This window comes from Halodesulfovibrio oceani subsp. galateae (assembly GCF_055397225.1).
In genome coordinates this window covers 1976516-2001544 of the sequence record NZ_AP042453.1, presented here as the reverse complement: position 1 = coordinate 2001544, position 25029 = coordinate 1976516, and the positions used below count along the sequence as shown (strand labels likewise).

Below are 25029 nucleotides of genomic sequence, written 5' to 3'. Positions count from 1 at the left end.
CGTGAATGCCATAACCACTTTTTTATGGAAGAAGATTGTTGCCAGTACGGTGGAACAGTCCGTAAGACTTGTACGAAAATCTCGGGCACGGAACGTCCTTGTGATTGGTGAAAATACGGCTTCCTTGTCTCATGCTTTGAATGGATATGTCGAACGCCTTGAGGTGCTCAATCATAACACCTTGCATACGGTGTTGGCTCGTTCACAAAGAGAGATACATGAAGGGCAGTCCTTTTTAGATTTTGAAGATGGCTCTTTCGACTTATGCATTGTGAGTTTCGGGTTGCATCAGGTTGATCCGGAGGTTGCAGAGCAAATTGTCCGTGAATGTATGCGCATTGCCCCTAATGCTTTGCTTATCGATTTTGCCCTTGCTGAAAGAAATATAGAATTGCCTTCCCAGTATGTATGTTCGCTTGCGGAACAATTCCTTCATAGGGGTCATTGGGATGTGTATAAAAAGTATATTCGAGTTGGTGCGCTGCATGGCATTGCCCATCGGGCACAGACGAATGAGTTTTCCAATGTAACCATTTGGGGCGGCGGCATACGTCTGCTGCTGGTTGGATAGCAATTCTAGATAATGTTTCCGTCTAAAAGAGAGCCGTATCGTTTTTAGATACTGATGCCCTCTACGTACAATAAACTTTGCGTCCACCATAACAATAACTCAAAATAATCGGGGTCAAGGGGCAAGCCACTTGCGGGTGGAGGGCGGAGCCCTTCCTCCTCGAAGAGTCGCCGAAGGTAAGTCTGTCGGAGACACGCCGAAGGCATAATAATTTTCATAAAGAAAGGCACGACATGTACGTCGTGCCTTTCTTTTTTTGTATTAGTTCTTAGACTGCGGAGCGTTTGGTGTAACGATGTTAAACCAGAACGGGAAGTTGTCGAGCATGACTAGAAGATCATGAATTTTCTTCTCGTCACCGTCGACTGTTATGTCTTTCGTTTTCAGTGCATCGGTAAGTGTGGTTTCTTTGAGGAATATTTTGTTAAGAAGGACTCGCGTCATTTCAAGAGTGAGGTCTGCGTTATCAACGGTGCCTTGGCGGTTAGAGAGTGCTGAGTTTCGAAGTTCCAGAACAAATTTTTCTGATGTGTCGGTGAGAATCAGATTGATAGTAATGTCCTGTCCAGCTGATTTCTGTGGATTAAGGCGTACTCCAGTGTAGTCCAACAGCATCGTCGTATCTACGGCTTTAATAAAATCCGGTGATGAAGTGTTCGGAGCTGGCAGTTCTTTTATGCCGTCCCGTAATTCCTGTGCACCAGTCAAATAGAAGTTACGCCACGGGCCGGATTCAGCTTGGTAGCCCATCTGTTCCAAAGCGTCTGCAACCAGCATGCGGGCTTCTTTGTTGGAAGGGTCTGCAAACACTATATGGTTGCCCACTTCAGCTACCCAGCGGTATTCACCGTTCTCGTATGCTTTGCGCGCTTTCGTGATAATTGCTTTTGCGCCGCCCATATATTCAACATATTTTTTTGCTGCCTCTACAGGGGGGAGCACATGCAGATTGGACGGGTTGCCATCAAACCAGCCGAGGTAGAATACGTAGGTTGCTTTTACGTTGTGGTATACAGAACCGTAGTAGCCGCGCATTGCCCAATGTTGAGCTAATTTATCTGGGAAATGGACTTGTTCTGCAATTTGATCCGGTGTGTATCCCATATTGGCAAGACGCAGGGTTTGATCGTTAATAAAACGGTACCCGTCACGAGCCATCTTTAAATTCTCGACGACAGCTTTTCCCCATACAGGCCAGTGATGCATGCCGTAGAGGACTTCTGCATTTTTTCCCCACATCTGAATAGTTTCGTTGAGGTATTTTGACCATGCAAGTGGATTACGGATTTTTGCACCGCGAAGTGTGTACGTATTATGTAGTGTATGGGTGCAGTTTTCTGCTGCTGAGACGGCTTTAAGCTGTTTAACGTACCAATGCATTTCTGCTGGTGCTTCAGAGCCTGGAGCCATAAGGAATTCAAAGTCCAGTCCGTCAATTTTTACTTTCTGACCAGTTTCTTCGATGAGATCTGTCGGGAGGATAAGTGTTACAGTGCCAGTGGATGTGGTGGTGCCGAGACCTGCACCGACTTGTCCTTGCGGGGATGGTGGCAGAAGGTTGCCGTACATATATGTAGCCCTTCGGCTCATTGCGTTACCGGCATATACGTTTTCAGAAACGGCAGCTTCGGTAAAACCTTCTGGAGCAAAAATTTTGATTTTGCCATCTTTGACATCTTTTTCATCAATAATGCCGCGCACTCCACCAAAGTGGTCTACATGGCTATGCGAATAAAACACTGCCACGATTGGCTTTTTAGGGCGATGCGCGAAATAAAGTTCAAGAGCTGCTTTCGCTGTTTCTGTTGAGATAAGCGGGTCGATGACAATGATGCCTGTGTCCCCTTCAATGATGGTCATATTTGAAAGGTCAGCATTGCGTATTTGGTAGATTCTGTCACAAACTTTAAATAAGCCACCCTGCATGACAAGCTGCATTTGACGCCACAAGCTAGGGTTAACGGTGTCGGGGGCTTTTTTTTGTTCAGTAATAAATTTGAATGCTTTCATGTCCCATACAACACGCCCCTCGGCATTTTTAATTATGCCGTCATTGGGTAGTGGGGCAATGAAGCCTTTTGCGGCATCTTTAAAATCCTGCTCATTGGCAAACGGCAGAATTTTTAACCACTGGGCGTTAGCAGTTTTTGTAGTGTCGGATGCAGCGTTGGGTGAAACAGCTGCAAAAGCTGGGCTTGAAAGAAAAGAAATGGCCAGCCAGATAAAAAACGATAGCCGAATGCCTTTCATGTTACTCTCCTGATAAACTTTAACTAGGTTACTGCGTGATTGTAACGTGTTGAGCTTACCAGTCAGTGATTATTTGGCACCTGTATCGGTTATGCTTTTTCTGTAACATCTAGGGATTGTTCTCTTAACGTGCGGTCATTTGCAGGAAGAGGTCCCAGCAGTCTGTTGCAATGAAATCTGGGTTTTCTGCTTCAAATTCTTCGCGAGTGGCTTCTCCGGTGCATACGCCGGCTGTTAGAGTACCCGCAGCTTTACCTGTGTGAATATCCATAAGATGGTCGCCAGTCATAATAGCTTCTTCTGGCTGGCAGCCGACAAGTGCAAGTGCTCTATGCAAATGGTCAGGGTCAGGCTTTACAATGGGAACATCATCACGGGTAAGAATGACCGGGCAGTATTCATCTACATCCGGAAAAACAATGCGGACAGCCTCTGTGCAATTACGGGTAACGATACAGGGAGTGATGTCTCTCTTAAGTAATTCTGAAAGCAGGGTGCGAGCCCATGCGAAAACGTCACTGCGTGCTGCAGCTTCAAGCTCAACATCTTTTGCGGCGTTGATGGCTGCTTCGTCCATTGCCTCTAGAATAGACAATCTTTCCTTAGTAGCCTGTTCTTTTGCCATATCAAGCCATTCAAGGAGTGGGAGACCATTAAGATCTGGAAGGTTCGGGTATACGATCTTTACGGCATCGTGCGCTCGTTGCTTCATCTCGTTAAAATCGATGGTCGGGATAGCTAGTGTGCCGTCGAAATCGAAAACAACAGCTTTAAGTGAATGTATCATGTTTTTCCTTGTACCTGAGTGATGATCTCTCGAGGTTGCGTATAGCTGATTATGAGCCAGAACCTCTGTATTTTTATAGGTCACTCTCAGTAAGGTCAATATGTCAGTTGCGGTGGGAATTGATACTATATTGATGGCTCGGTCAGCCGGAATGAAGAGGGATTAATAGGCTGACAAAAGTCTGTTAACTTTGTAGCGTTATGGCAAGTATGGAAATCTTAGGGAAAATTGCATAGGTCGTAATGGGTATAAATACTAAAAGACGCGAATGGCGAGAGCGTATATTCTACAAGAAGTGTGCGATCAAAAAAAAGACCCTTAAGAAGGGTCGTGAATTTCAGGAAAGCAAGAGCGTGAGGGACTATTGTTTTAGATAACGATATCGTCTTAAACGCGAATCTGAAAAATAGTTTTTGGCGATTGCTAGTCGTTGATAATGATTACATCTGGTTCGTTGTAGTCCTCGATGTAAATGACGTCCGGTTCGTCGTTCTCGATATAGATTACATCCGGCTTATTGTTTTGAATGATTACAACATCCGGTTCATCGTCTTCGATATAAACAATGTCAGGTCTTCTTTTTTGGATGACCATAACGTCCGGTTCATCTTCTTCGAATAAGGAGTCGATAAATCGTTCTTCATCGGATCTGTCATCAATGATGATAACATCAGGTTCGTTGTCTTCGACGATAATAATTTGTTCAGCAAGAGCCATGCTTGGAATACTCAGTGCTATCAGAATAAAAAGAATGTATCTCATTTTTTCTCCATACGTTTGTATCAAAAGCATGTATACAGTTACATGTTAAATTTGAGTAAAGAGATCACTCTGAGTATTTTGTAGTTGCTGTGCTCTGGACATAAAAAAAGGATCATAAACATATGTCTATGATCCAAGTTTTCTTGATGGTAGCGAGGGAGAGAATTGAACTCCCGACACTGCGGATATGAGCCGCATGCTCTAACCAACTGAGCTACCTCGCCATCAAATGCAAATAGAAACCAAGTCGTGAAAAACGTGATCGCTAAGTGCGAGATGTTTTTTGAATAAAACAGCCGGGAAAGTCAAGCGAAAAAATAAAAAAGTACGAAAAGTATGCTTTGCTTAGGTGGGCTGAAGGCCGCGTACTGACACGGTTTACTGCGTACTTCCAAACAACACCCAGAGGGATATTATGGAATTTTTTATTGATACCGCTAGTATAGAAGACATTAAGACAGCAACAGAACAGGGTTTAATTGACGGTGTTACCACCAACCCTACATTACTTTCACGAGAAGGCGGAGATTGGCGCGTACGTGCGAGAGAAATTTTAGAAGTAGTGAAAGGCCCTGTAAGTCTCGAAGTTGTAGCAGAAGATGCTCCAGGCATGATTGCACAGGCGCATGATCTGAAGAAAATGGGCGACAACGTTGTTGTCAAAATTCCTATGACATCAGAAGGCCTGAAAGCTATTAAGGCTCTTTCAAGTGAAGGTATTCATACAAACGTTACGCTTATCTTTTCACCGTTACAGGCGTTGCTTGCTGCAAAAGCAGGCGGAACCTATGTAAGTCCGTTTATTGGCCGTCTTGATGCCATTGGCGATAACGGTATGAATTTGGTTGAAGAAATTCGCACTATTTTTGATAACTACGGATACACCACCAAAATTCTTGTAGCGAGTGTCCGTCATCCTATGCATGTGCTTGAAGCTGCTTTGGTCGGTGCAGATGTGGCGACTGTTCCGTTTAGTGTTTTGCAGCAGTTTGTACATCACCCACTTACTGATAAAGGGCTTGCCAGTTTCCTCGGGGATTGGAATAAGCTGACAGGCGGTAAATGGTAATAGCAAAGAGTAGCCAAAAAATGATCGGCAGGGCTAAGCGCAGCCTGAACAGAGAAATTTGGTGAACATGCAGTACTGATGTGATGCAGTGCGTTACCCTATGAGTTTTGTAATACAGTGCTCAGTTGCTTTTGCGGCTGAGCACTTTCTTTTTTCTGTGTGAAGAGAATTGCCCCGATGCACGCGGTAAAAGGGGCAACAAGCACAAGACCGAAACTTCCCACCAGCGTTTTGACTACTTCTGCTGCGACATAGAGCATGTTGAACATATTGATGACGGGAATACCTTGAGCCATAAAAGCCATAAGTAAGGTTACATAGCCACCTGAATATGCAAGCAACAGAGTAGTCGTCATGGTGCCCACCACAGCGCGTCCAACCCTGAGGCCGGAGAACAGCGCTTCTCTCCTGCTGATTGACGGGTGAGTGTCCACGACTTCCTGCAAGCTTGCCGCTACATCCATTGCTAAATCCATAACTGCACCGGATGCTGCTACAAAAATGGCTGCCACGTAAATCTGCGTAATGTTCAAGTGAGCATAGCCTGCGTAGAGCAACGTTTCGGCGAAGGGCATTATGGCTCCGTGAAGCTTGAAGGCATTCGTTGCCCATACCGCCAGACCACAACTACTCGCCACTCCGAGCATTGCGCCTAAAAAAGCCACTGTTCCCATACGGCTTAGTCCCGCCACAAGAAAAATGATTGTACCTGTGAGAATTGCAACAATGGCGAGTGCAAGCCATATGGGATCAACACCGAGAAGCAGGGACGGAATAAAAATTTTCCACAATACAAGTCCCGTGAAAATGAAACTGAGCAGTGCCTTTGCTCCCGTTTTTCCTCCGAAGAGAATTAACAGCAGGGCAAATAAGAAAAGCAAACCTAACTCAAGATCTATGCGGTAGTGATCCTGAGGGACAATTGTATCTATTGCGCCTTCCGGTGTGTGTGTGACAACCAGTAGAGCCGTATCTCCTACGGAGAAAGCCTTGTCGATGTCGAGCCTACCCATGAGCTGGTTACTGACCGTAAAAGTTTCCCCTTTGTGCGCGCCTTCCAGCATCGTGACATCAAGAATCTGTACACCAACCGTTACCAGCGAATGCCGTTGGAGCTGGCTGTTATCAACTGAAATAATTTTGCCTTTAAATTGTTCGGCAGTGTCGTCTATTCTGTCATCAAACGGTGTGGGAAGATTCCAGAGAACAATAGAAAGAAGTAAAAAAACACTAATGAGAATGTTGTCTCGTGTTGTCGATTTGGTACGCACAGTCTTCACCTTGTTTTGCAGCTGTGTAAGAGCAGAAATGAAATGGCGGTACGAGGGGAAACGTACCGCCATTTCTGGGGCCATAGACTAATGCTACTTAGATGCTACGTTTACAGCAGGGGCAATGCCCATTACTGCCATAATTTTTTTAGCGATTTCGGACTGATGGTAATTGTTTCTAAAGCTTTCTGCACCGACACCAATTGCACTGGTTACAATTGGAGTGCCTGTGTGCTTGAAGGACGTCCACGCAAGACCGGCTTTGTTGTTTACGGTGTGGGTTACGGCCACAACAAGCGGGTCGTAACTACCGTACAGAATGGCTGCCTGTGGAGAGTTGTTTTTGATGAGTTGTCCAGCCATAGACTGAATGAATGCCTCTTGAAGTTTGGCAACTTCATACGGCTTAAGCACCATGGTATCTTTTTTAGGGTCACCTTCAAACTTGAGGCCAAAGTATTTTGTAATCTGGGGCTTGATATCTTCGAAAGTGTTTTGGCCATGAGCTGCTTTTTTGAAAGGCTCCATGACTTCCTGAGTGAATTTTTTAAAAGAGACAGTCTGTGCATCAAGCACATTAAAATGGCTTTCGTATTTGGTTCCGGCAAAACCGAGAGTCATGCCACCAGTTTCGTGGTCACCAGTGACAACGATCAACGTATCGTTAGGGTGTTTTTTATAGAACGCCACGGCTTCTTTTACTGCGTTGTTGAAAGCTACGGTGTCCATTACTGCGGCTTTTGCATCGTTTGCATGACAAGCCCAGTCAATTTTACCGCCTTCAACCATCAAGAAGAACCCTTCTGGGTTGTCGAGCAGGGCAATACCTTTTGCAGTAAATTCTGCCAGAGATATATCCTGTGTGCGGCGATCAATTTCATATGGGGTTGCGCCGGAATCTTGCAACCATTCGTTGTACGCAAGGACTTTACCGCTACTCTTTGAAAGTTTTTCAAATCCACTGCGGTTGGATACTATTTTGTATCCGGCTTTTTTAATGGCTGTTACTGCGTTGCCACGAGCTTCAATGCCTTTACGTGTGCCTTTAGGATCTTTAAGGCCGCCACCTGCAAAGTAGTCAAAATTAGAAGCTGCAAGGGCATGATCAATGTAATGATACTGTGAGCGCTTTGGAACGTGAGCATAAAATGCGGCAGGGGTTGCATGGTCAATGGATACGCTTGAAACAATGCCGACTTTCTGGCCATTATCACGCGCCATTTCTGCAATTGTTTTTACGCTTTTTCCGTTTGGGGACATGCCGATCATGCCGATGTTTGTAATCTGACCAGAGCTCATGGCAGTTGCGGCGGCTGCTGATCCTACAATAAATCTGTTGTTGGCCTGTGTGGTCGTGATGCCTTGAACAGGGAAGTCGTCAAAGACAAGTTGTTCGCCAGTGACTGCCTCAGTGGACATTTTTTGAGCAATGCCCATGCCGTCACCGATGAAGAGAAACACATATTTAGCTGGAGTGCCGGAGTAATATTCTTCGGCATGGCTAATACAGACAGAACCGGTAAGCACGATAAGTGCACATAGCATTGCTGAAACAGAACGTAGTCCTAAGAAACGCATCACGTACTCCTTAAGCTTGTTGGCAGGTAACGGGTACTATTCCTGTTACTTGATATAAACTTGTTGGGAACTATTGGGTTCATGCTCGGGGCATGTTGTTTGGCGCATACGGCGCAACCTCTAAAAGTATTGCGACCTTTTTGCAGTGTGCCTGTTACTTCGTGATGACGGCTCGAAATCTTTTTAGCGAATAATGTTAAGCTATTGTGACATTGGTTATTTCGTTTGAACAAAAAAAGAGAGAAGCGATTAGGCTTCTCTCTAAAATTGGAAATGTGAGTGGTTTCGGCTTAGTGATTCAGAATCTGCTCAAGGAATGCTTTACAGCGTTCTTCACGCGGGTTGGAGAAAAATTCCTTGGCAGGAGCATATTCTACAATCTGACCCTGATCCATGAACACCATGGTGTCGGCAACTTCACGCGCGAAACCCATTTCGTGCGTAACACAGATCATGGTCATACCTTGGTCTGCCAGCTCGCGCATTACGTCGAGAACTTCTTTAATCATCTCAGGGTCGAGTGCAGATGTAGGCTCGTCAAAAAGCATAATTTTTGGCTGCATGGCAAGAGCACGGGCGATAGCTACGCGCTGCTGCTGACCGCCGGAGAGCTGACCGGGGAATTTGTTTGCCTGTTCGCCGATGCCAACGCGCTCGAGAAATGTGTACGCAATTTCTTCTGCCTGTTTACGAGGCATTTTGCGTACCCAGATTGGGCCGATTGTTACGTTGTCCAGAATAGACAAGTGCGGAAACAGGTTGAACTGCTGGAACACCATGCCTACTTCGCGGCGAATTACTTCAATATGTTTGGTATCGTTTGTCAGGGTAGTGCCATCAACAATAATGTCGCCTTCCTGATGCTCTTCAAGACGGTTCAATGTACGGATAAGGGTAGACTTACCGGAACCTGAAGGGCCACAGATTACCACTTTTTCCTGCTGGCGAACCTGCAGGTTAATATCTTTCAAAACATGGAACTGATCGTACCATTTGTTTACGCCGTCCATCTCAATAATGACCTGGTTACCAGCAAGATGGGTTGCAGTATGAATCTGACTCATAATTATATCCTTACCTGTCTACTTGGACGCGTATTTCTTTTCGAGGTGCTGACTGTAGCGGGACAGTGAGTAGCAAAGAATCCAGTACCAAAGTGCTACGAATACGTATGCTTCTTCCAGTCTACCGAACCACTTAGGGTTGGAGGTAGTTGCAAAGGCAATCTGCAATAGATCAACCAGACCTACAATACCAACCAGTGATGTGTCTTTAAGAATACCGATAAAGTTGTTAACCATCGGCGGAATTACAATGCGCAGCGCTTGCGGCAGAACGATCAGTAATGTCTTCTGCCAGTATCCCATGCCGATGGCATCGGCTGCTTCGTATTGCCCGTTACCGAGACCTTGTAAGCCGCCTCGAATGTTTTCTGCAAGGTAGGCAGAGAAAAACATGGTGATACCCACCATAGCACGAAGGACTTTATCCAGCTCCATATCTGTTGGAAGGAACAGCGGAAGTACTACAGATGCCATAAACAGAATGGTGATAAGCGGAACTCCGCGAACCAGTTCAATGTATGCCACACAGAATGACTTGATGACCGGCATGTCGGAAGTACGTCCGAGAGCCAGTAATACACTGATAGGAAATGAAAACAGCATCGCTACGGAAGCGAGGATAAGCGTAAGCATAAGCCCGCCCCAGTAATGCGTGTCTACAACTTCCAGTCCGGTGAAGAAGCCGCCGTGGATAATAAGGTAGACCGCAAAAGGAGAGAGCCCCCACAGAGTATAGAGCCATTTTGTACCGCGAAATTTGCGGACAAGAGTCAGCATAATAAGTGCAAGCACAATCAGTAATGCTACTGCCGGACGCCACCGGTGTTCTTCCGGATAGATGCCCACCATGAAGACAGGCCACATGTCGCGGACAAATCCCCATGCTGCGCCAGAGTATTGCTTAGCAACGGTTGGATCAAGTCTAATCGATGCGTTAAGGATTGCCCATTGGACAAAAGGCTTAACCGCAGAGAAAATTGCCCAGCCTGCAACAACAGTCAGAAGCGCGTTGTACCACGGGAATAACAGGTTTGAGCGTATCCAGCCGAGAACACCAGTTTTAGTGACAGGTGGACGGCGGTCTTTGATTATTTCTGCCATGTTACCGCTCCACAAGTTTTATTTTGGCGTTGTACCAGTTCATGCCAAGAGAAATTACGAGGGATAAGGAGAGGTATACGCCCATCCAGATGCCTACAATTTCCACAGCCTGACCGGACTGGTTGAGAATTGTGCCGCCGACGCTGACAAAATCAGGGTAGCCGATGGCAACAGCCAGAGAACTGTTTTTTGCGATAGCAAGGTATTCACTGGTCATTGGCGGTACAATAATACGCATAGCCTGAGGCAGGATAACAAGGCGCATTACATGACGTTCTTTAAGAGCAATCGCACGGGCTGCTTCTCGTTGACCGTTGGAAACGGCCTGAATGCCGGAGCGGATGATTTCTGCGTTGAAGGCAGAAACATACACGGTCAGACCTACAAGCAGTGCAGTGAATTCAGGTGTAAAATCGATGCCGCCACGGTAGTTGAACCCTTTGAGCACTGGGTAGTCCAGTGTGCAAGGCGTTCCTGCGATAAGCCATACAAGTGCGGGCAGGCCGATCAGCAAGGCAATAGAGGGCAATACAATCTTACCTGGAGTGCCACGTTCGTTCAGCAGTCGCATTGAGCGGCGGCAGATGAAATAAATTCCGATAAGGGCAGCGCCGATAGCAAGGCAGAAAGGCCATGCGCCGGACTGGGCTATTGGTGCAGGTAAAAAGAGACCGCGATTGTTAAGGATCAACCAGCCGCCGACATCGATGGATTGTCGCACGGAAGGCAGCTGCTGCAATACGATGAAGTACCAGAAGAACAGTTGTAACAGAACTGGCAGGTTTCGGTTTAATTCGACATACCAGCTGCATAATTTACTGATGAGCCAGTTAGGAGAAAGTCGACCGAGCGCAATAATTAATCCGAGGATTGTAGAAAAAATGCAGCCAAGAATTGTTATCTTAATGGTGTTTGCAAAACCGGTAAGAAGGGCTGTTACGTAGCTGGAAGATTCTGAGTAACGAGTAAAAGCGATGGAGTCGCTGCCAAGGAAGAGGACAAGAACCGGAATAATGCCGACGAGTGTTATGACGGCAAAAACGGTTTTGTCACTTGCAGTAATGGTGGTGCCTTTTTTCTTAAGCCAGACTGCTATCGCGCGTGACGCAAACAGTCCCACAATAAGAGCAGCAATAAACCATAGAAATCCGCCCTGAAGAACAGGGATAGGAGGGGTCTCGCCGATGTTGAACCCTGCTTCGTTCTGTAAGAATCCGAAGCCGGAACCGATGCCGCGTTTTTCCAGGTTCGCCAATGTATTTTGATACATGATGAACGCAACCCATAATAAGCCCCCGAGCATGATACTTTGGTATAACCATGCACGAATCTGTGGGTTTCGCCAGAAAGGTACGCGAGCATTTTCGTGTGCGTGTTGTGACATAATATTTCGAAGAGATTGTGTGTCGGAAGCAAAAAAAACTGCATGAGCGTGTCAGTTTTTTAGCGGAACCAGCGGTATTGAGTACGGTCGATACGTGGAGTCCGGTATCAAATTGAAAATCTGCCGAAGCAGAAACAGCGCAGTGCTGTTTCTGTCCGGCAGTGAATTACAATCGACCTAACGGAAAGGAGGAGCGTAAATAAGGCCGCCCTTGTTCCACTGGTTGTTGTAGCCGCGTTCGAGTCGAAGCGGGGTGTTAATGCCAAGGTTGCGATCAAAAATGTTGCCGTAGTTGCCAACCATTTTGATAATGCGGATAGGAGCGTCTTTATCAAGACCAAGGTTGTTCCAGAGAGTGCCGGTAATACCGAGCATACGCTGAACTTCTGGGTCTTTAGTTTCTTTTGCTACCTGTTCTACGTTTTCAGCAGTAATGCCTTTTTCGTCAGCAGCCATGGTGAGCCAGATGGTCCAACGAACAATGTCGCCCCACTGGTTGTCGCCGTGGCGTACAACAGGAGCAAGAGGCTCTTTGGAAATGAGTTCTGGAAGAATAATGTGTTCTTCAGGGTTTTCCATAAGGGAGCGCTGTGCAGCAAGACCGGAAACGTCGGTTGTATGCACGTCACAACGACCAGTGTCGTATGCTTTACGTACATCTGGCTGTTTATCGAAAACAACCGGAGTAAATTTCATGTTGTGCTTACGGAAGTAGTCAGCAACGTTGAGTTCGGTAGTGGAACCAGTCTGCAGGCAGATGGTAGCGCCGTCGAGTTCGCTTGCTTTGGTGATGCCGAGTTCTTTACGAACCATAAGACCCTGACCATCGTACAAAGTAACAACAGTGAAATCGAGACCAAGGTTGGTATCGCGGCTCATGGTCTGAGTAGTTGTACGGGAAAGCAGGTCAATTTCGCCGGACTGAAGTGCAGGAAGGCGCTCTTTGGAGGTGAGCGGGGTGTATTTTACATCAACGTTGGTTGCTGCGCCGACAGCACGGCAGAAATCAACGTCAAAGCCAAGACGCTTACCGGAACTATCCAGTGCGGAGAAGCCCGGGTTTTCAATGTGAGTACCACACTTAAGGTAGCCACGCTTAGTTACGTCTTCAAGAGTAGACGCAAGTGCGCATGAAGCCGTGAGAACAAAAGCAAGAACGAGAGCAAGAGTGCGTGTTGTACGCATAGTAAAAACCTCCCATAAAAGAAACATTAGAGCAGGCCACGAGTGAACACTGTTCATTAAAAATGTGGCAGCTTACCTATACCTGTATGTGAAAGTCCGTAACGCATCGGAGCAGATTACAGACTCTTCATCATCATGCGATTCGAACTGCTAGGGCAGAAGATACCGTAGGGAAAAATAATGAAGATTGCGTGAGAAAAGAAAAGCCCTTCGCATCATTTAATAGAAAGGCTTCACTCTTTTTGAAAAATGTCAGGGTATATAATTTAAAATTATATGCAGTGGCAGTGCAAATAGCATGTTGCAGGCATTTAAAGAGAGACTGCAATAGTGAAGGTGCTTCTATAGAAATGACTGCGGTAGATTACTAGAGAAATATTCTCTGTGCAATAGATTTAATAAAAACAGAGTGTTACATCGTTACAGAAACAGTGTGAGTTGTTAATTCGCATTGTTTCGAGTCGTAAAGTGGCTGTGCAGAGTTGTCTATATGGTTAGTATTTGAATTTATTGTGTAGAGAATGGAACATTCTTTAACATTTTTGCGTTGTCACGCTGATAGGTTGAAGCATTTGTTCCATTTTGTGTAAGTATATTAGCAAATTATTCTCTATTCTGAAACACGGTAACCTACAATATGGCTCTGGGGATTGAGATGCTTCAATTCGCGTTGATGTCTCAGTATCAACGGTAACCGTACCGGTACAGTAAATATACCGTCCCGATATAATGGCTTTGTCGGAAAAAATCAGACTCATTTGTTATTGAAACGCCGGACTGTATGCAAATCATTTTCAGCAACCACAGGTTTTGTATGCTTGAAATGTAGATAGGAGGGCGCCAATGATTCGTGATGTATTATGGGCAATCGTGACAGTTTGTTTTCTTGCGGCTGTCTTTTTTGCGGGGCTTGTAGCCTTATGGGTTCTTCCCTTTGTATTGTTATTTATGTTGGTAACCAGACGATATTAACATGTATAAAGAACTACCGAGAATACTTGGTAGCTTAGATTATGACAATTCTGCTTCTTGCGGGTTGTTTTAAAAAAGCCAAACTTTTGCATACCTATGTATAGTTAAAGTTTGGCTTTTTATGGTGTTTTAGCAGGTGTAGCTTAATCTGTAGTAAAGAGTCTGTCAGTAGTTTCAGCCATAGCGATAATGCTGTGGCTGTTTTTATTTAACATTGCAGGTGGTGATGACTTTATTAAAAGTGAATTTAGTTTTTTGCGTATACGTATGTTCTGGTGTCAGCACTGTTGTAGGAAAATCTGGTCTGTTGGGTGAGTTAGGAAAGTGCTGCGTTTCAAATGCGATAGCTCCATGTTTAGGAACCACAATCCCATCACGATATTTTGTTTTACCATCCAGACTGTTGGCTGTGTACACATGGACTCCCGGTTCTGAAGTTGCAATGCTTATGCTGCGTCCGGAATCAGGGTGTGTAAGCATTGCCGCCAGCCGTACTATTTTATCGTGGTCTTTCGACAAAACATATGTGTGATCAAATCCACCTGCAAAAATGAGCTGCGGATCTTTTTCGTAGAGTTTGTCGCCAATGACAGTAGGGAGCGTCAGATCCATTACCGTATCTTCAACTGGTTGCGGAGCTTCGGGAGTCGGGATGCCTTCTTCATTTATAGGAAGATAGTCATCAGCATGGACGGTTATAACGTGGTCTGAAATGGGAGAGCCAATTTTCCCGGATAAGTTGAAGTAGGTATGGTTTGTCAGATTGAGTACCGTGGGTGCATCTGTGAATGCAGAGTAATCAATGGTCAGGGTGTCCATTGTGTCCAGAGTGTAGGCAACCTGTACAGAAACCGTGCCGGGAAACCCCATATCCCCATCAGGAGAAATGTGCTGCATGACGACGGAAGCACTTTCTTCATGTTCAATAACATGAGCACTCCAGACGTATTTATCAAACCCTCGGGAGCCGCCATGAATATGGTTTTTTCCGTTATTTTGTTCAAGATGATAGGTTGTTCCCCCCAGCCGGAAGGATGCACCCTCAATTCTATTCGCATATCTGCCAACAATTGAGCCAAAGTGGTGGTTCTTTTTCAGGTAATCTTCTATCGAATCAAACCCGATTGTAATGTCACTTCTATTCCCCCCGCAGTCAGGAGTTGTGATCTTTAAGATGGTCGCACCGTATGTGATTAAGTCTACGGTTATCCCCCTGCCGTTATCAAGAGTATACCGCTCTATGATCTCTCCAGAGGGGGTAATCCCAAAAGAATCAATTGTTACCTTCATACTTCCTCCAAAAAGTGCTGCCGAACTATGACTAAGAGCGTAAACAAGGATTCGGTTAGGAGTAAGGATTTTTCTTTCAGAAAGTAACAACGCAATCTGTTACATGAATATAAACAATTTTGTGATAAATGTAACAAGGTCTGCGAGTGCTTGCTGGGTAAGTGTATTTTTGGAACTAGAATAGTATAGAATTTCAACATGTTGTTTGTGAATAAAATAACATTCTTCTGTGCTTATTCAGTTCTTTTTAAGTGTGAAATGTTCCGTACTGTGAGTAAAACATTTTTATTTGTGAGCGACAGCTTCCGTGTGTATTCATATACTACGACACAGGTTATCTACTTCGCGGCGTAGCGAATGTAATAACAATTTTCATACACTGATACTTACTACGGAGATGTGAAATGGCTGTACGTGAACAAGTGAATGGATTCTATATTCCAAGTGTTACCTTATTAGGTATTGGCGCTCATAAAGAAATTCCTGCAAAAATTCGTGCGTTAGGCGGCAAAAAGCCTCTCCTGGTTACAGATAAAGGGATTACCGCTGTCGGTATGACACAGCAGATCGTTGATTTGCTTGCTTCAGAAGATATGGAATGTGTAGTTTTTGACGAAACAATTCCAAACCCAACAGACACAAACGTTCATGACGGCGTTGATGTATATCGTAAATCAGGTTGTGATTCTCTTATTACCCTTGGTGGTGGTAGTGCTCATGACTGTGGTAAAGGTGTAGGCCTTGTTGTTGCTAACGGTGGTAAAATTCATGACTACGAGGGCGTAGATAAATCTACTAAACCAATGCCTCCATACGTAGCGGTTAACACTACAGCTGGTACAGCATCAGAAATGACTCGTTTCTGCATTATCACTGATACCTCCCGTAAAGTTAAAATGGCTATCGTTGATTGGCGTGTTACTCCTACCATCGCTTTGGATGACCCAATGCTTATGGTTGGTATGCCACCAGCACTTACCGCTGCAACCGGTATGGATGCTCTGACTCACGCTGTTGAAGCATACGTTTCTACTGCCGCAACTCCACTTACAGATGCATGTGCAGAAAAAGCTATTAAGCTTATCGCTATACATCTTCGTGCTGCTGTTGCAAACGGTCAGGACATCGAAGCTCGTGACGGCATGTGTTACGCTCAGTACCTCGCAGGTATGGCGTTTAACAACGCAAGCCTTGGTCATGTTCACGCAATGGCTCACCAGCTTGGTGGCTTCTACGATCTTCCACACGGCGAATGTAATGCTATCCTTCTGCCACACGTTGAAGAATTCAACATGATTGCTAAGATGGATCGTTTTGCAGATATGGCTGTTTGGATGGGCGAAAATATTGATGGTCTCAGTGATCGCGAAGCTGCTCAGAAGTGCTTGAAAGCTATCCGTGAACTTTCTTCAGATGTAGGTATCCCTAAAGGCTTAAAAGCTCTTGGCGAACGTTACGGTAAGAAAGTAAGTTCAGCTGATATTCCAACAATGACTGCCAACGCACAGAAAGATGCTTGCGGTCTCACCAACCCTCGCTGTCCTACCGATCAGGATGTAATGGAAATTTACGAAGCAGCTATGTAATTAGCTCTCGATACAAATCGAAATATAAAGCGGAGGATTTTCCTCCGCTTTTTTTATGACTATTGTAATGTATTCAATAGAGTGTATTCTTAAAGAGTGAACACTTGTATGAAGTGCGTATACATTATATGGTAGATGTAAATCTAGTGATATGCATGCACGTAAGGGAAAGGTTTAGTGAGCAGGTCGGACTAAAATATCCGGAGGCACTATGAAATTTGTAGCTGGAGACATTATTCAGTTAAAATCCGGTGGACCGGAAATGACTGTTGTTAAATTTGATGCCGTAAAAGGGCTGGTTAGCTGCAGCTGGTTTGTGGGTAGAGAGTTAAAAACAGCGTTATTTCCTGTGGAAGCCGTTGGTGAATGTAAACTGTTCGTAGATGGTGCATATTAACGGAAAAAAGCCTTGTCGTTTGACAAGGCTTTTTTTGTTTAATTAGGAGTAGGTTAGTACGCTGAATAGGATAGAAAAAACTAGAATGGTAAGCACGATGTAACGTTCCATACGATTTTCTCCTTGTTGCGTTTGAAGATTCTTCATCTTACCATTCAATATACCATAGAAATATTACTTTTCAGTTACCGATATTAAAGATCACAAAAAAAGCTCTTACCGCATCTGTCGGTAAAAGCTTTTTCATGTTCTGATGGAAAGAATATGCGTGTTGAATCTATGTCGTTATTTTTTATTAAAAGTGGCGTGTGCGTTATGAACGAACAATGAATTTAACTTATCCCAAAAGTTACCGCCGAGTACAAACAGGCTGGCTAAAAAGAGTACATCACCCACTAACGCCCACATAAAACTAGATGGCGCAATGCTAGGGAAAAGAACAAAGAGATATGGAGCCATCCAGCCAGCAATTAATGGAATGCAGAACATAATTAGACCAATTGAGTAACGAATTTTACTGACTTCTTGTGGCGGAGCGTAGGATTTTACAAATTTTGAAAGCTTCCCTTTTAGGTACGCATAGCCATTCTTTCCCATGACGGCGATTGCAGCTAGACCACAGACCTCAGCAAGACCAAGAAGGAGAGCGACAGTAGAAGCTGCTGCGGTCGTAGATAACTCAATGGCTGCTACGATGGAGATGGTAGTCAAAGGTAGGATTATACTGAACGCGAAAAGTCCAATGCCAAATTTAATATTCCAGTCTGTTTGTTGTGGCTTTGCCGCTTTCTCTTTGTGTTCATTCATATCCAACCTCCTTCTTCATTTTTTCTATCCCCTCCATATTCTATTCTGCGGTGGGAAAAAGTCTATAGTTGTCTCGGAAAACAACCGTTCTATCAAAAGAACAGATGAGTTGTTATGGCTAATAGAAAAGAAGTACGTTTGATTGTGCCCGTAGCCTGTGAGAAGGCGCTATCTTCCAGTCTTCATTTCTTGCGTAGAGGTGGTGCTGAATTGTTAGGCAAATGGCCTGCGGCGCCCGTTAATGCTGGTCAATGTATTCCTGTAGTTGTTCATGCCATTTTATGGTGTCATATGTCTGTGGTTCGGTTGTTTCGATCATTAAAAGGTCAATTAAGTGCCTTGGAGTTTTTCCTCCAACATGCAGAGCCTTAATGCAGGAAACACAGTATACACAGACATCTTCGCAGGGCATGGAGTCCGCGCGTGTTGTCATCATGGTATGAACTTTTTCTACAGAAAGTTTTGGATACAAATCATCACCACAGCAAGCAGAACGTGTTCCGTGAAGTTTAGTTTCAACAACTTCGATATTCATTTTTTTAAGTAAACTTCGGACAGCCTGATGTACTTGAGGTTTTTCTCGTACTGGGCAAGCGTCATGTACCGACATTTTTAATCCCTGATAGTTAGGGTAGGCAAACGAATCAAGGCTATCGATTACTTCCCATACTGACAGTGTTGATACTCCCTCGTATAGACTGCTAAATCTGTTGTCGCAGCCTGCACATACATTGATTATGACAGCCCCTTTTTCAACTTGCGGATCATGTCGGCAGCATATTTTATGCAAACTTGTTTCGCGATAGTTTTTGTTTAGAAAATCTAGAATAGTATTTTCCATTTCGGGTTTATATATGCTTAACGCGCAACCGGGGTTGAAGTATGTTTTTGGATTCATATGTTTTCCTTTTTTGAAATATATAAGCGATGGCAGGGCAAACCAACAACCCGAATCTTGCTGGATGTAGAATAGGGTGAGATCTTTCTTTATGGGAAAGGCTTCAGTCTGTTTAAAGAAATCTATGAAAAATTATTTAGCATGACAGAAGAGAGCTCAACTACTGTTGCGAGCCGTTTGTCATGAGTTAGACCTTCTAAGTTTTCTTTTAAGGCGGGGCATTGTGTAATGTTTGCGTTGTAGAATTGGGTATATACAAATTGTATATGTTCTGGAATTGTTTGCATGTTTAAGTGATAGAAATAAGCAATGCGTAAGGAGAAAGCTTTATGACTCGATGTGAATGGGCGATTTCTAACTCTTTAGATACGCAGTATCATGACGAAGAATGGGGTGTTCCCGTTCACGATGATCGTCTTCTTTTTGAAATGCTAATTTTAGAAGGGGCGCAAGCGGGGTTGAGTTGGACTACTATTCTCAAAAAACGAGAAGGCTATCGAAAAGCCTTTGATAATTTTGATGCTGAGATAGTTTCAAAATATTCAGAGAAGAAGGTAGAACAATTGCTGACGAATCCGGAGATTGTACGGCATAAACTTAAGATCAACGCAGCTATTGTAAATGCAAAGTGCTTTCTTGAAATTCAACAAGAACACGGAAGCTTTGATCACTATATTTGGTCTTTTGTGGGTGGCCAAACTATCACCAACAAATGGGACTCCATGTCAGACCTCCCTGTCAGCACTCCTGAATCGGAGGCGATGAGTAAGGCTCTGAAAAAGAAAGGCTTTAAATTTGTTGGGCCTACGATTTGTTATGCATATATGCAGGCGGTAGGGATGGTAAACGACCATACCATTTCGTGTTTTAGATATTCTGAAGTGAAGAAGTTACAAGGTTAGGTACGGAGTAGCTTAACTTTCGGCTTGATATTTTGAAATTTATTTGAATCTGTTAAAATAGAGTATGAGTACTAGATTATTAAAAAGCCCTAATCTCTACAGGATTAGGGCTTTCTTACCTTATTGGTGAAGACGGGGAGATCCGCCTGAGGCCTAAGAGCTTTTTACCCTGTAGCGAGTAGGTTACAGGCTTGAAAAGTACAAAAGACGACTCGTAGTCGTCTATAACTTCTTTCGTGTGTGATTAAATTTTAACCAAAAAACAAATAGTAAAAAAGCAAATAGGATTTTCAAACTGGACATCGAATTGCAATATACTTTGCTTGCATATAAAAAGTTTTGACTATTTAACAGCTAACGCAACATAATCTTAAATGAAATGATCAGGAGTTCATTCTGTCTTAATCACAGCGCTCCTCGAGGATTGTGGTTTTACAGATGTAGCATCCAATAACAGAGGCAACTGCTCCTAGAATAATTCCTACGTAGACAGCAGCGTATGAATAATTATCGGAAGCTGTTTTGTATAAAGAGAGAGCTGCGTTCAAGGCCACGACAGCAGTCATTATGCTAAACACTGCTTTGATTGACGATCTAGGAACTGCTTTTAGGGCAAAAAACATTGCTGCATAGGCACTACAGGCTGACATGGCAGCGTTAATGGCGACAGTTGTCCATAATATACCTGTAGTCTGGTAAATAGCGTTGCCAAGAAAGGTTCCTGCTCCCACAAATAACAGTAAGCAAATGAAATAGGATGGAAGCGCAATAAGAATTGCTCCGATAGTGTACATAGCGTTCCTACTCAAATATTGAAGCAACAAGCCCAAGTAGCATCATTAGGGCAATTGGTGAGTAGCAAACAATGGCTGGTAACCAGTAGCCATCAGCGATACCAGCATAGATCGGCACAATAGAGTAAGTTGCAGGAAATATGAAGAGACCGAGGAATGCCCCTATGGCTCCAACTTGTGCATAAAGGTATTGCGAAACCAAAAAAAAACCCCAAAGACCTACTCCAATATATAAGATTGAAAGTGGTCCAGATAATAGACGTCCAAGCATTAATAGTCTCCATATTCTGTCTGTAAGTATTTATTAACAAGACGTATATCAACTATTTGTCTGAGAATAAAGAGATGAGATGTGAAATGCCTTGGGGGGGTGACGTGCGTTAGTTGCTATTCGCTTATTATAGCCAAACCAGTTACTCCGACGAAGCCCGTGAGAGGACAATAAGAAGGTCATTAATATGCCCTTGGAGAAAGCCAGCCTCACAGATAGCAAGATAGTAATTCCATGTGCGCAGGAAATAATCGTCAAAGCCTAGCGGTTCAATGGACTTCCATGAGGCATTAAAGCGTTGTCTCCATTGATTGAGAGTGTTGGCGTAGTGCAGCCCGATAGCGTCCACCTGTTGAACGGAAAGCGAGGTGCTGTCTGAAGTGGCCTCGCAGATTCTTGCAAGGGAAGGAAGTTCTCCGCCTGGGAAGATGTGCTTTCGTATCCAGTCTACGCTCCAGCGGTAGTGGTTGTACTGGGCATCTTGAATAGTGATGGTCTGAATGACAGCCACGCCGGAAGGCTTGAGCAACTTATCGATTTTGCAGAAGTATTCTTTATGAAAATTGTGGCTTACGGCTTCAAGCATCTCAATAGAGACGATCTTATCGTACTGCTTTGAAATATTGCGATAATCCTCTAGGCGGATATCTACCAAATGCTCTAGTTGGGCATCTTTAATACGTTTGGTTGCATAGTCGTATTGGTCGCGAGAAAGGGTGATACCTGTGATGCGACAGCCTCTTTCGCGCGCGGTTTGCTCGACAAAGCCGCCCCATCCGCAACCCATTTCAAGCACATGATCATCAGCTCCGATATTAGCTTTGTCAGCTAACATTCTGTTCTTGCGAAGTTGCGCCGCTTCCAGATCTTCCGTCACGTCGTAGGGATCAAGAAACACTGCGCTGGAATAGGTCATGGTGGGGTCGAGAAATTGCTTAAACAGCTCGTTAGAAAGATCATAATGTGCGGTAATATTTTCTTTGGAGCCAGCTTTATCGTTCTTTGGTGCCTTTTGATGACGATGTCGTTGTATGGCTCCAAAAAATCTTGCCTGAATATTGGTTAGAAGGTTGCGGGTGCGAGTATGCACCTGACGGTTTTCAAGGAAGAAACGAACCAGTTTGACTAGATCAGAGGAATCCCAAAGTCCCTGTGCATAGCCTTCACCAAGCCCTATATTACCATTGAAAGCAGACATTCTGAAAAATTTATCTGAATGAATAGTGATATCGGCCGCCGTGTCCGTATGCTGCTCACCAAAGTGTTTGGTTGTGCCATCAGGCATGGTTAAGATTAGCTGGCCATGCTGCATCCGTTTCAAAAAGTTGAACACTAACTTTTGAGCAAGGCGGTCTTTGAGTTTGGGATGTGTGTTATGGCGTATGGTCATAGTGCTTACTGGGTCTTGCTTAGGGTAATAAGGTATGCCTTTTCCGAAATGGATTTTTCCAGCTTCCCATAAGATTCTAGGTATTGTGATATGCGCAGTAAGCGGTCTGGTGAGCGCTGTCGTTAACAATGCTTTATCACTGAGCGGAACGCGGCGTTCTTCGGTGAGGCTAGCCTCAAATGATTTTTGGTCGTCACGAAAGAGTCCAACGGTGACATCCAGTTGTTTACGGATGTCCTCAAAGGAAAAACGGTATTCTCCCGTGAGATCCATGAAAGGAGATACGTGAAATTTCTTGGGGCTACGGTACTCGGCTGGGAAGAAGCTGCTGCTGTTAGCACCTAGATCGCCAAACTGTTTTGCGTTTGTAAGATGTTGGGGAGTACCGGCTCCAACTAATGGATATACGTGCTTTTCTCCAAAGGTATTGTTTACCTCTGCCATGCAACCAAGCAGGTTCCCTTCACGAAAAATCCAGTAAAAACAGACAGGATTGAAAGCATAATTTAGAAAACGTGCGGAAGTCACCAGATAGACAGTGTCCTCAGGCAACAGCTTCATATTTTGTTCTGCGAGCAAGCAGGTAAGCTTTGTTCGTATCCCTTCCGCCCCTTGCTCGAGATAGTCTTTGTCGTAAAAAGAGGCGAGGCGCAGGTTGTTATGTCCGAATAATGAGAGCTTTTGGTCGAGCTTCGGCAATTCATCAATGTCGAGCATGTATGTATATAACGGGTAGGCAAAGGAGTGCTGTTTTGGAGCAAAGCGCTTATGGCGTACCCTGCATGAAATTAGGCAACTGTTCACAGTGACTCTCCAAAGTGTTCTGCTACACGGGCTCCTGATTTCGCACCGTCTTCATGAAAACCATAGCCTTGATATGCGCCGCAGAAGAATGTTCGGTTTACTCCATTTAGTGTAAGGAGCTTTTCTTGAGTTGCCATAGCCTTGAGCGAATATTGGGGATGAGCGAATTGTAAGTCTTTGAGCAGGGTGTTGGGTGCAGGCTCCCGTACTGGATTAAGCGTTACAACATACTCTTTATTTGCAGTGATATTTTGTAGCCGGTTCATATGATAGCTCACGCCCACAGAGGCGTCCTGAGTTCGTTTAGGATCGCGGATAAAGTTCCATGATGCTCTTGCGGCAACGCGGGGTGGTAGAAAGTTTGCGTCTGTGTGCAGAACTACACGGTTGTCTGTGTACCGCCATGGTGAAAGCAGTGCCTTTTCCTGTTCGCTAGGGTCTGTAAGCAGTCGCAAAGAAACATTCGCATGAGTGGCCAGTACAACGGCATCAAATGTTTCCATGCCGTTGTCAGTGACGATCTGTACACCATCCTCAAGACGGGTGACTGATGACACGGGAGAGGAGGTGCGTACTTCTCCTGAAAACTGTTGCTTAAACGCTCGTACGTACGTGTCACTGCCGCCTTTCACAAAATACCACTGTGGGCGATTTCGATGATCAAGTAGCATGTGGTTTTCAAAAAAACGTACAAGAGCTTCGGCAGGGAACATATGTGTATCGCCTTCCGGAGCGGACCAGATGGCCCCTGTCATGGGTAGGAGGTAGTTTTCTTCAAAATATTTGTCGTACCCTTTTTCTGTTAAGTACTCTCCAATGGTTTTTCCGGCCAATGCTCCGGTTCGCAAATCCTGTTTTGCTTCAGCGCTGAACCGGTTAATGCCTTTGAGCATCCGCCAGAATACGGGAGAGAAAAGGTTGCGTTTGCGGGCGAGCATGCCACGTATGCCTGTCCCCGCATACATGAACCCCGTTTCGGGATCATGGAACGCAAAAGACATGTTTGATTTGGCTTTTCTCACCCCAAGGTTTTTGAGAAATGCAGTAAACGTTGGGTAATTGGGATCGTTAAAAACTATAAATCCCATATCGACAGGCAATTCACTTTCAGGTGCAGAGCTTTCTGAATGAGGCACTCGGGCGGTGTAGGTGTGTCCGCCAAGTTGAGGTTCCTTCTCAAAAAACGTTACATGGTTATGCCGTGAGATAAGATGCGCCGCGATAATGCCAGAAATACCGCCACCAATAATTGCTACACGGAGTGCACCTGAAGTGTATTCGATTGGTTGATGAGACATACCCCAATCATACTACAGTAAATATTTTATGGGAAGTTAGGGATATTGTTCGGGGAAACGTTTAAGTGCTTCATAGAGTACGTTAAGGTGACTCATTTTTTTGTATCATGCGTTTAAGAAGGTGTTTGGTGAGAAAATAGCAGGCGGGTCCCACAACAATCCATGTAACAATCCAGCCAAGGATAGCGTGCAATAACGGTATCCCCAGAATTGAAAACGAGCCGATTGGGTCGGTTACAACAATGGTGATAATTTTTGGTACTGAAGTTTCAAAATGGGGGAGGCCGAGTAGAGTTTCCCCTAGCCGTAGAAATGGGATCATCAGGAGGTACTGAAGGAGGTTGAACACAATGCTTATGCCGCTGGTGATGGCCTTGTTGCAGCGAAATAGCCACGCGAGCAGTAGTGCCATGAGGGGGTTGGTTGCAATCTGAGGCCATGAGGCGGAAACAAGACCAAGTATACAGGCCAGAGTGACCTTGGGCAGCGATGTTCCAAGGGTCAGTTCACGCATAATAGGCTCACGTACTTTGCGACGCCAAAAGCGGACTGGCCAGCTTGGCCTATTGGATTCAGGAGAAGGCATGGAAACACCATA

The 25029-nt window shown here is 44.7% G+C and carries 23 protein-coding genes and 1 tRNA gene; 6 read left to right on the top strand and 18 right to left on the bottom strand.

The features are described from left to right. Window position 1 precedes the first annotated feature (1 nt). On the top strand, window positions 2-571 hold the full coding sequence (locus tag ACZ5V1_RS08935; RefSeq protein WP_464391560.1) for a class I SAM-dependent methyltransferase: 570 nt from the start codon (window positions 2-4) through the stop codon (window positions 569-571). Between the two features lie 261 nt (window positions 572-832). On the opposite strand, the gene ACZ5V1_RS08930 is transcribed toward ACZ5V1_RS08935, so the two are convergent. The 4 genes from ACZ5V1_RS08930 to ACZ5V1_RS08915 all read right to left on the bottom strand — a co-directional run bounded on the left by ACZ5V1_RS08930 (window position 833) and on the right by ACZ5V1_RS08915 (window position 4594). Next, window positions 833-2821 (bottom strand): alkyl/aryl-sulfatase, encoded by a 1989-nt coding sequence (locus ACZ5V1_RS08930; RefSeq protein ID WP_464391559.1) that lies wholly within the window; start codon window positions 2819-2821, stop codon window positions 833-835. A 124-nt stretch (window positions 2822-2945) separates the two neighbouring features. Then, window positions 2946-3608, bottom strand: coding sequence for an HAD family hydrolase (locus ACZ5V1_RS08925; protein WP_464391558.1), 663 nt, complete (start codon window positions 3606-3608; stop codon window positions 2946-2948). A gap of 423 nt (window positions 3609-4031) precedes the next feature. Then, window positions 4032-4370: a hypothetical protein gene (locus tag ACZ5V1_RS08920; protein ID WP_464391557.1), complete on the bottom strand. Its 339-nt coding sequence runs from the start codon at window positions 4368-4370 to the stop codon at window positions 4032-4034. Window positions 4371-4517: 147 nt separating this feature from the next. Then, window positions 4518-4594: transfer RNA gene (locus ACZ5V1_RS08915), tRNA-Met, on the bottom strand. 191 nt (window positions 4595-4785) lie between these two features. Between ACZ5V1_RS08915 and fsa the strand changes: the two genes are divergently transcribed. Next, complete coding sequence (gene fsa, locus ACZ5V1_RS08910) at window positions 4786-5439, top strand: fructose-6-phosphate aldolase (RefSeq protein ID WP_464391556.1); 654 nt, start codon at window positions 4786-4788, stop codon at window positions 5437-5439. 98 nt (window positions 5440-5537) lie between these two features. On the opposite strand, the gene ACZ5V1_RS08905 is transcribed toward fsa, so the two are convergent. From ACZ5V1_RS08905 to ACZ5V1_RS08880, 6 genes are all read right to left on the bottom strand, one after another. Beyond that, window positions 5538-6710, bottom strand: a complete 1173-nt coding sequence (locus ACZ5V1_RS08905; RefSeq protein ID WP_464391555.1) for a YibE/F family protein — start codon at window positions 6708-6710, stop codon at window positions 5538-5540. A gap of 93 nt (window positions 6711-6803) precedes the next feature. Next, window positions 6804-8288: an alkaline phosphatase gene (locus tag ACZ5V1_RS08900; protein ID WP_464391554.1), complete on the bottom strand. Its 1485-nt coding sequence runs from the start codon at window positions 8286-8288 to the stop codon at window positions 6804-6806. A gap of 290 nt (window positions 8289-8578) precedes the next feature. Further along, window positions 8579-9352 (bottom strand): amino acid ABC transporter ATP-binding protein, encoded by a 774-nt coding sequence (locus tag ACZ5V1_RS08895; RefSeq protein WP_160715973.1) that lies wholly within the window; start codon window positions 9350-9352, stop codon window positions 8579-8581. Window positions 9353-9370: 18 nt separating this feature from the next. Continuing rightward, window positions 9371-10453: an amino acid ABC transporter permease gene (locus tag ACZ5V1_RS08890; RefSeq protein WP_464391553.1), complete on the bottom strand. Its 1083-nt coding sequence runs from the start codon at window positions 10451-10453 to the stop codon at window positions 9371-9373. Window position 10454: 1 nt separating this feature from the next. Further along, the gene (locus ACZ5V1_RS08885) at window positions 10455-11837 is read right to left on the bottom strand and encodes an amino acid ABC transporter permease (RefSeq protein ID WP_464391552.1); all 1383 of its coding nucleotides are present in this window, start codon (window positions 11835-11837) and stop codon (window positions 10455-10457) included. Window positions 11838-12014: 177 nt separating this feature from the next. Next, window positions 12015-13022 carry an amino acid ABC transporter substrate-binding protein gene (locus tag ACZ5V1_RS08880; RefSeq protein WP_464391551.1) on the bottom strand — a complete coding sequence of 336 codons (1008 nt, stop codon included), beginning with the start codon at window positions 13020-13022 and terminating at the stop codon, window positions 12015-12017. An 843-nt stretch (window positions 13023-13865) separates the two neighbouring features. Between ACZ5V1_RS08880 and ACZ5V1_RS08875 the strand changes: the two genes are divergently transcribed. Then, on the top strand, window positions 13866-13994 hold the full coding sequence (locus ACZ5V1_RS08875; RefSeq protein WP_464391550.1) for a hypothetical protein: 129 nt from the start codon (window positions 13866-13868) through the stop codon (window positions 13992-13994). 204 nt (window positions 13995-14198) lie between these two features. On the opposite strand, the gene ACZ5V1_RS08870 is transcribed toward ACZ5V1_RS08875, so the two are convergent. After that, window positions 14199-15284 (bottom strand): aldose epimerase family protein, encoded by a 1086-nt coding sequence (locus tag ACZ5V1_RS08870; RefSeq protein WP_464391549.1) that lies wholly within the window; start codon window positions 15282-15284, stop codon window positions 14199-14201. Between the two features lie 404 nt (window positions 15285-15688). Between ACZ5V1_RS08870 and ACZ5V1_RS08865 the strand changes: the two genes are divergently transcribed. Continuing rightward, window positions 15689-16870 carry an iron-containing alcohol dehydrogenase gene (locus tag ACZ5V1_RS08865; RefSeq protein ID WP_464391548.1) on the top strand — a complete coding sequence of 394 codons (1182 nt, stop codon included), beginning with the start codon at window positions 15689-15691 and terminating at the stop codon, window positions 16868-16870. A gap of 211 nt (window positions 16871-17081) precedes the next feature. Continuing rightward, entirely contained in the window at window positions 17082-17267 is a 186-nt protein-coding gene (locus ACZ5V1_RS08860; RefSeq protein ID WP_160715951.1) for a YodC family protein, read from the top strand. Window positions 17268-17552: 285 nt separating this feature from the next. Here ACZ5V1_RS08860 and ACZ5V1_RS08855 read toward each other — a convergent pair whose 3' ends face one another. Beyond that, complete coding sequence (locus ACZ5V1_RS08855) at window positions 17553-18074, bottom strand: hypothetical protein (RefSeq protein WP_464391547.1); 522 nt, start codon at window positions 18072-18074, stop codon at window positions 17553-17555. A 238-nt stretch (window positions 18075-18312) separates the two neighbouring features. Then, window positions 18313-18972 carry a hypothetical protein gene (locus ACZ5V1_RS08850; RefSeq protein WP_464391546.1) on the bottom strand — a complete coding sequence of 220 codons (660 nt, stop codon included), beginning with the start codon at window positions 18970-18972 and terminating at the stop codon, window positions 18313-18315. Between the two features lie 329 nt (window positions 18973-19301). Here ACZ5V1_RS08850 and ACZ5V1_RS08845 point away from each other — a divergent pair, with 329 nt between their 5' ends. Next, window positions 19302-19874: a DNA-3-methyladenine glycosylase I gene (locus tag ACZ5V1_RS08845; RefSeq protein WP_464391545.1), complete on the top strand. Its 573-nt coding sequence runs from the start codon at window positions 19302-19304 to the stop codon at window positions 19872-19874. 401 nt (window positions 19875-20275) lie between these two features. Here the strand turns inward: ACZ5V1_RS08845 and ACZ5V1_RS08840 are convergent, their stop codons facing one another. The 5 genes from ACZ5V1_RS08840 to ACZ5V1_RS08820 form a co-directional block, all read right to left on the bottom strand. Further along, window positions 20276-20668 (bottom strand): hypothetical protein, encoded by a 393-nt coding sequence (locus tag ACZ5V1_RS08840; protein WP_464391544.1) that lies wholly within the window; start codon window positions 20666-20668, stop codon window positions 20276-20278. 7 nt (window positions 20669-20675) lie between these two features. Beyond that, window positions 20676-20939 carry a hypothetical protein gene (locus ACZ5V1_RS08835; protein WP_464391543.1) on the bottom strand — a complete coding sequence of 88 codons (264 nt, stop codon included), beginning with the start codon at window positions 20937-20939 and terminating at the stop codon, window positions 20676-20678. A gap of 142 nt (window positions 20940-21081) precedes the next feature. Then, window positions 21082-23133 carry a DUF1365 family protein gene (locus ACZ5V1_RS08830; RefSeq protein ID WP_464391542.1) on the bottom strand — a complete coding sequence of 684 codons (2052 nt, stop codon included), beginning with the start codon at window positions 23131-23133 and terminating at the stop codon, window positions 21082-21084. Further along, entirely contained in the window at window positions 23130-24431 is a 1302-nt protein-coding gene (locus ACZ5V1_RS08825; protein WP_464391541.1) for an NAD(P)/FAD-dependent oxidoreductase, read from the bottom strand. Before ACZ5V1_RS08825 ends, ACZ5V1_RS08830 begins: the two co-directional genes overlap by 4 nt. An 82-nt stretch (window positions 24432-24513) precedes the next feature. After that, entirely contained in the window at window positions 24514-25017 is a 504-nt protein-coding gene (locus tag ACZ5V1_RS08820) for a DUF2062 domain-containing protein (protein ID WP_464391540.1), read from the bottom strand. Between the last annotated feature and the right edge of the window lie 12 nt (window positions 25018-25029).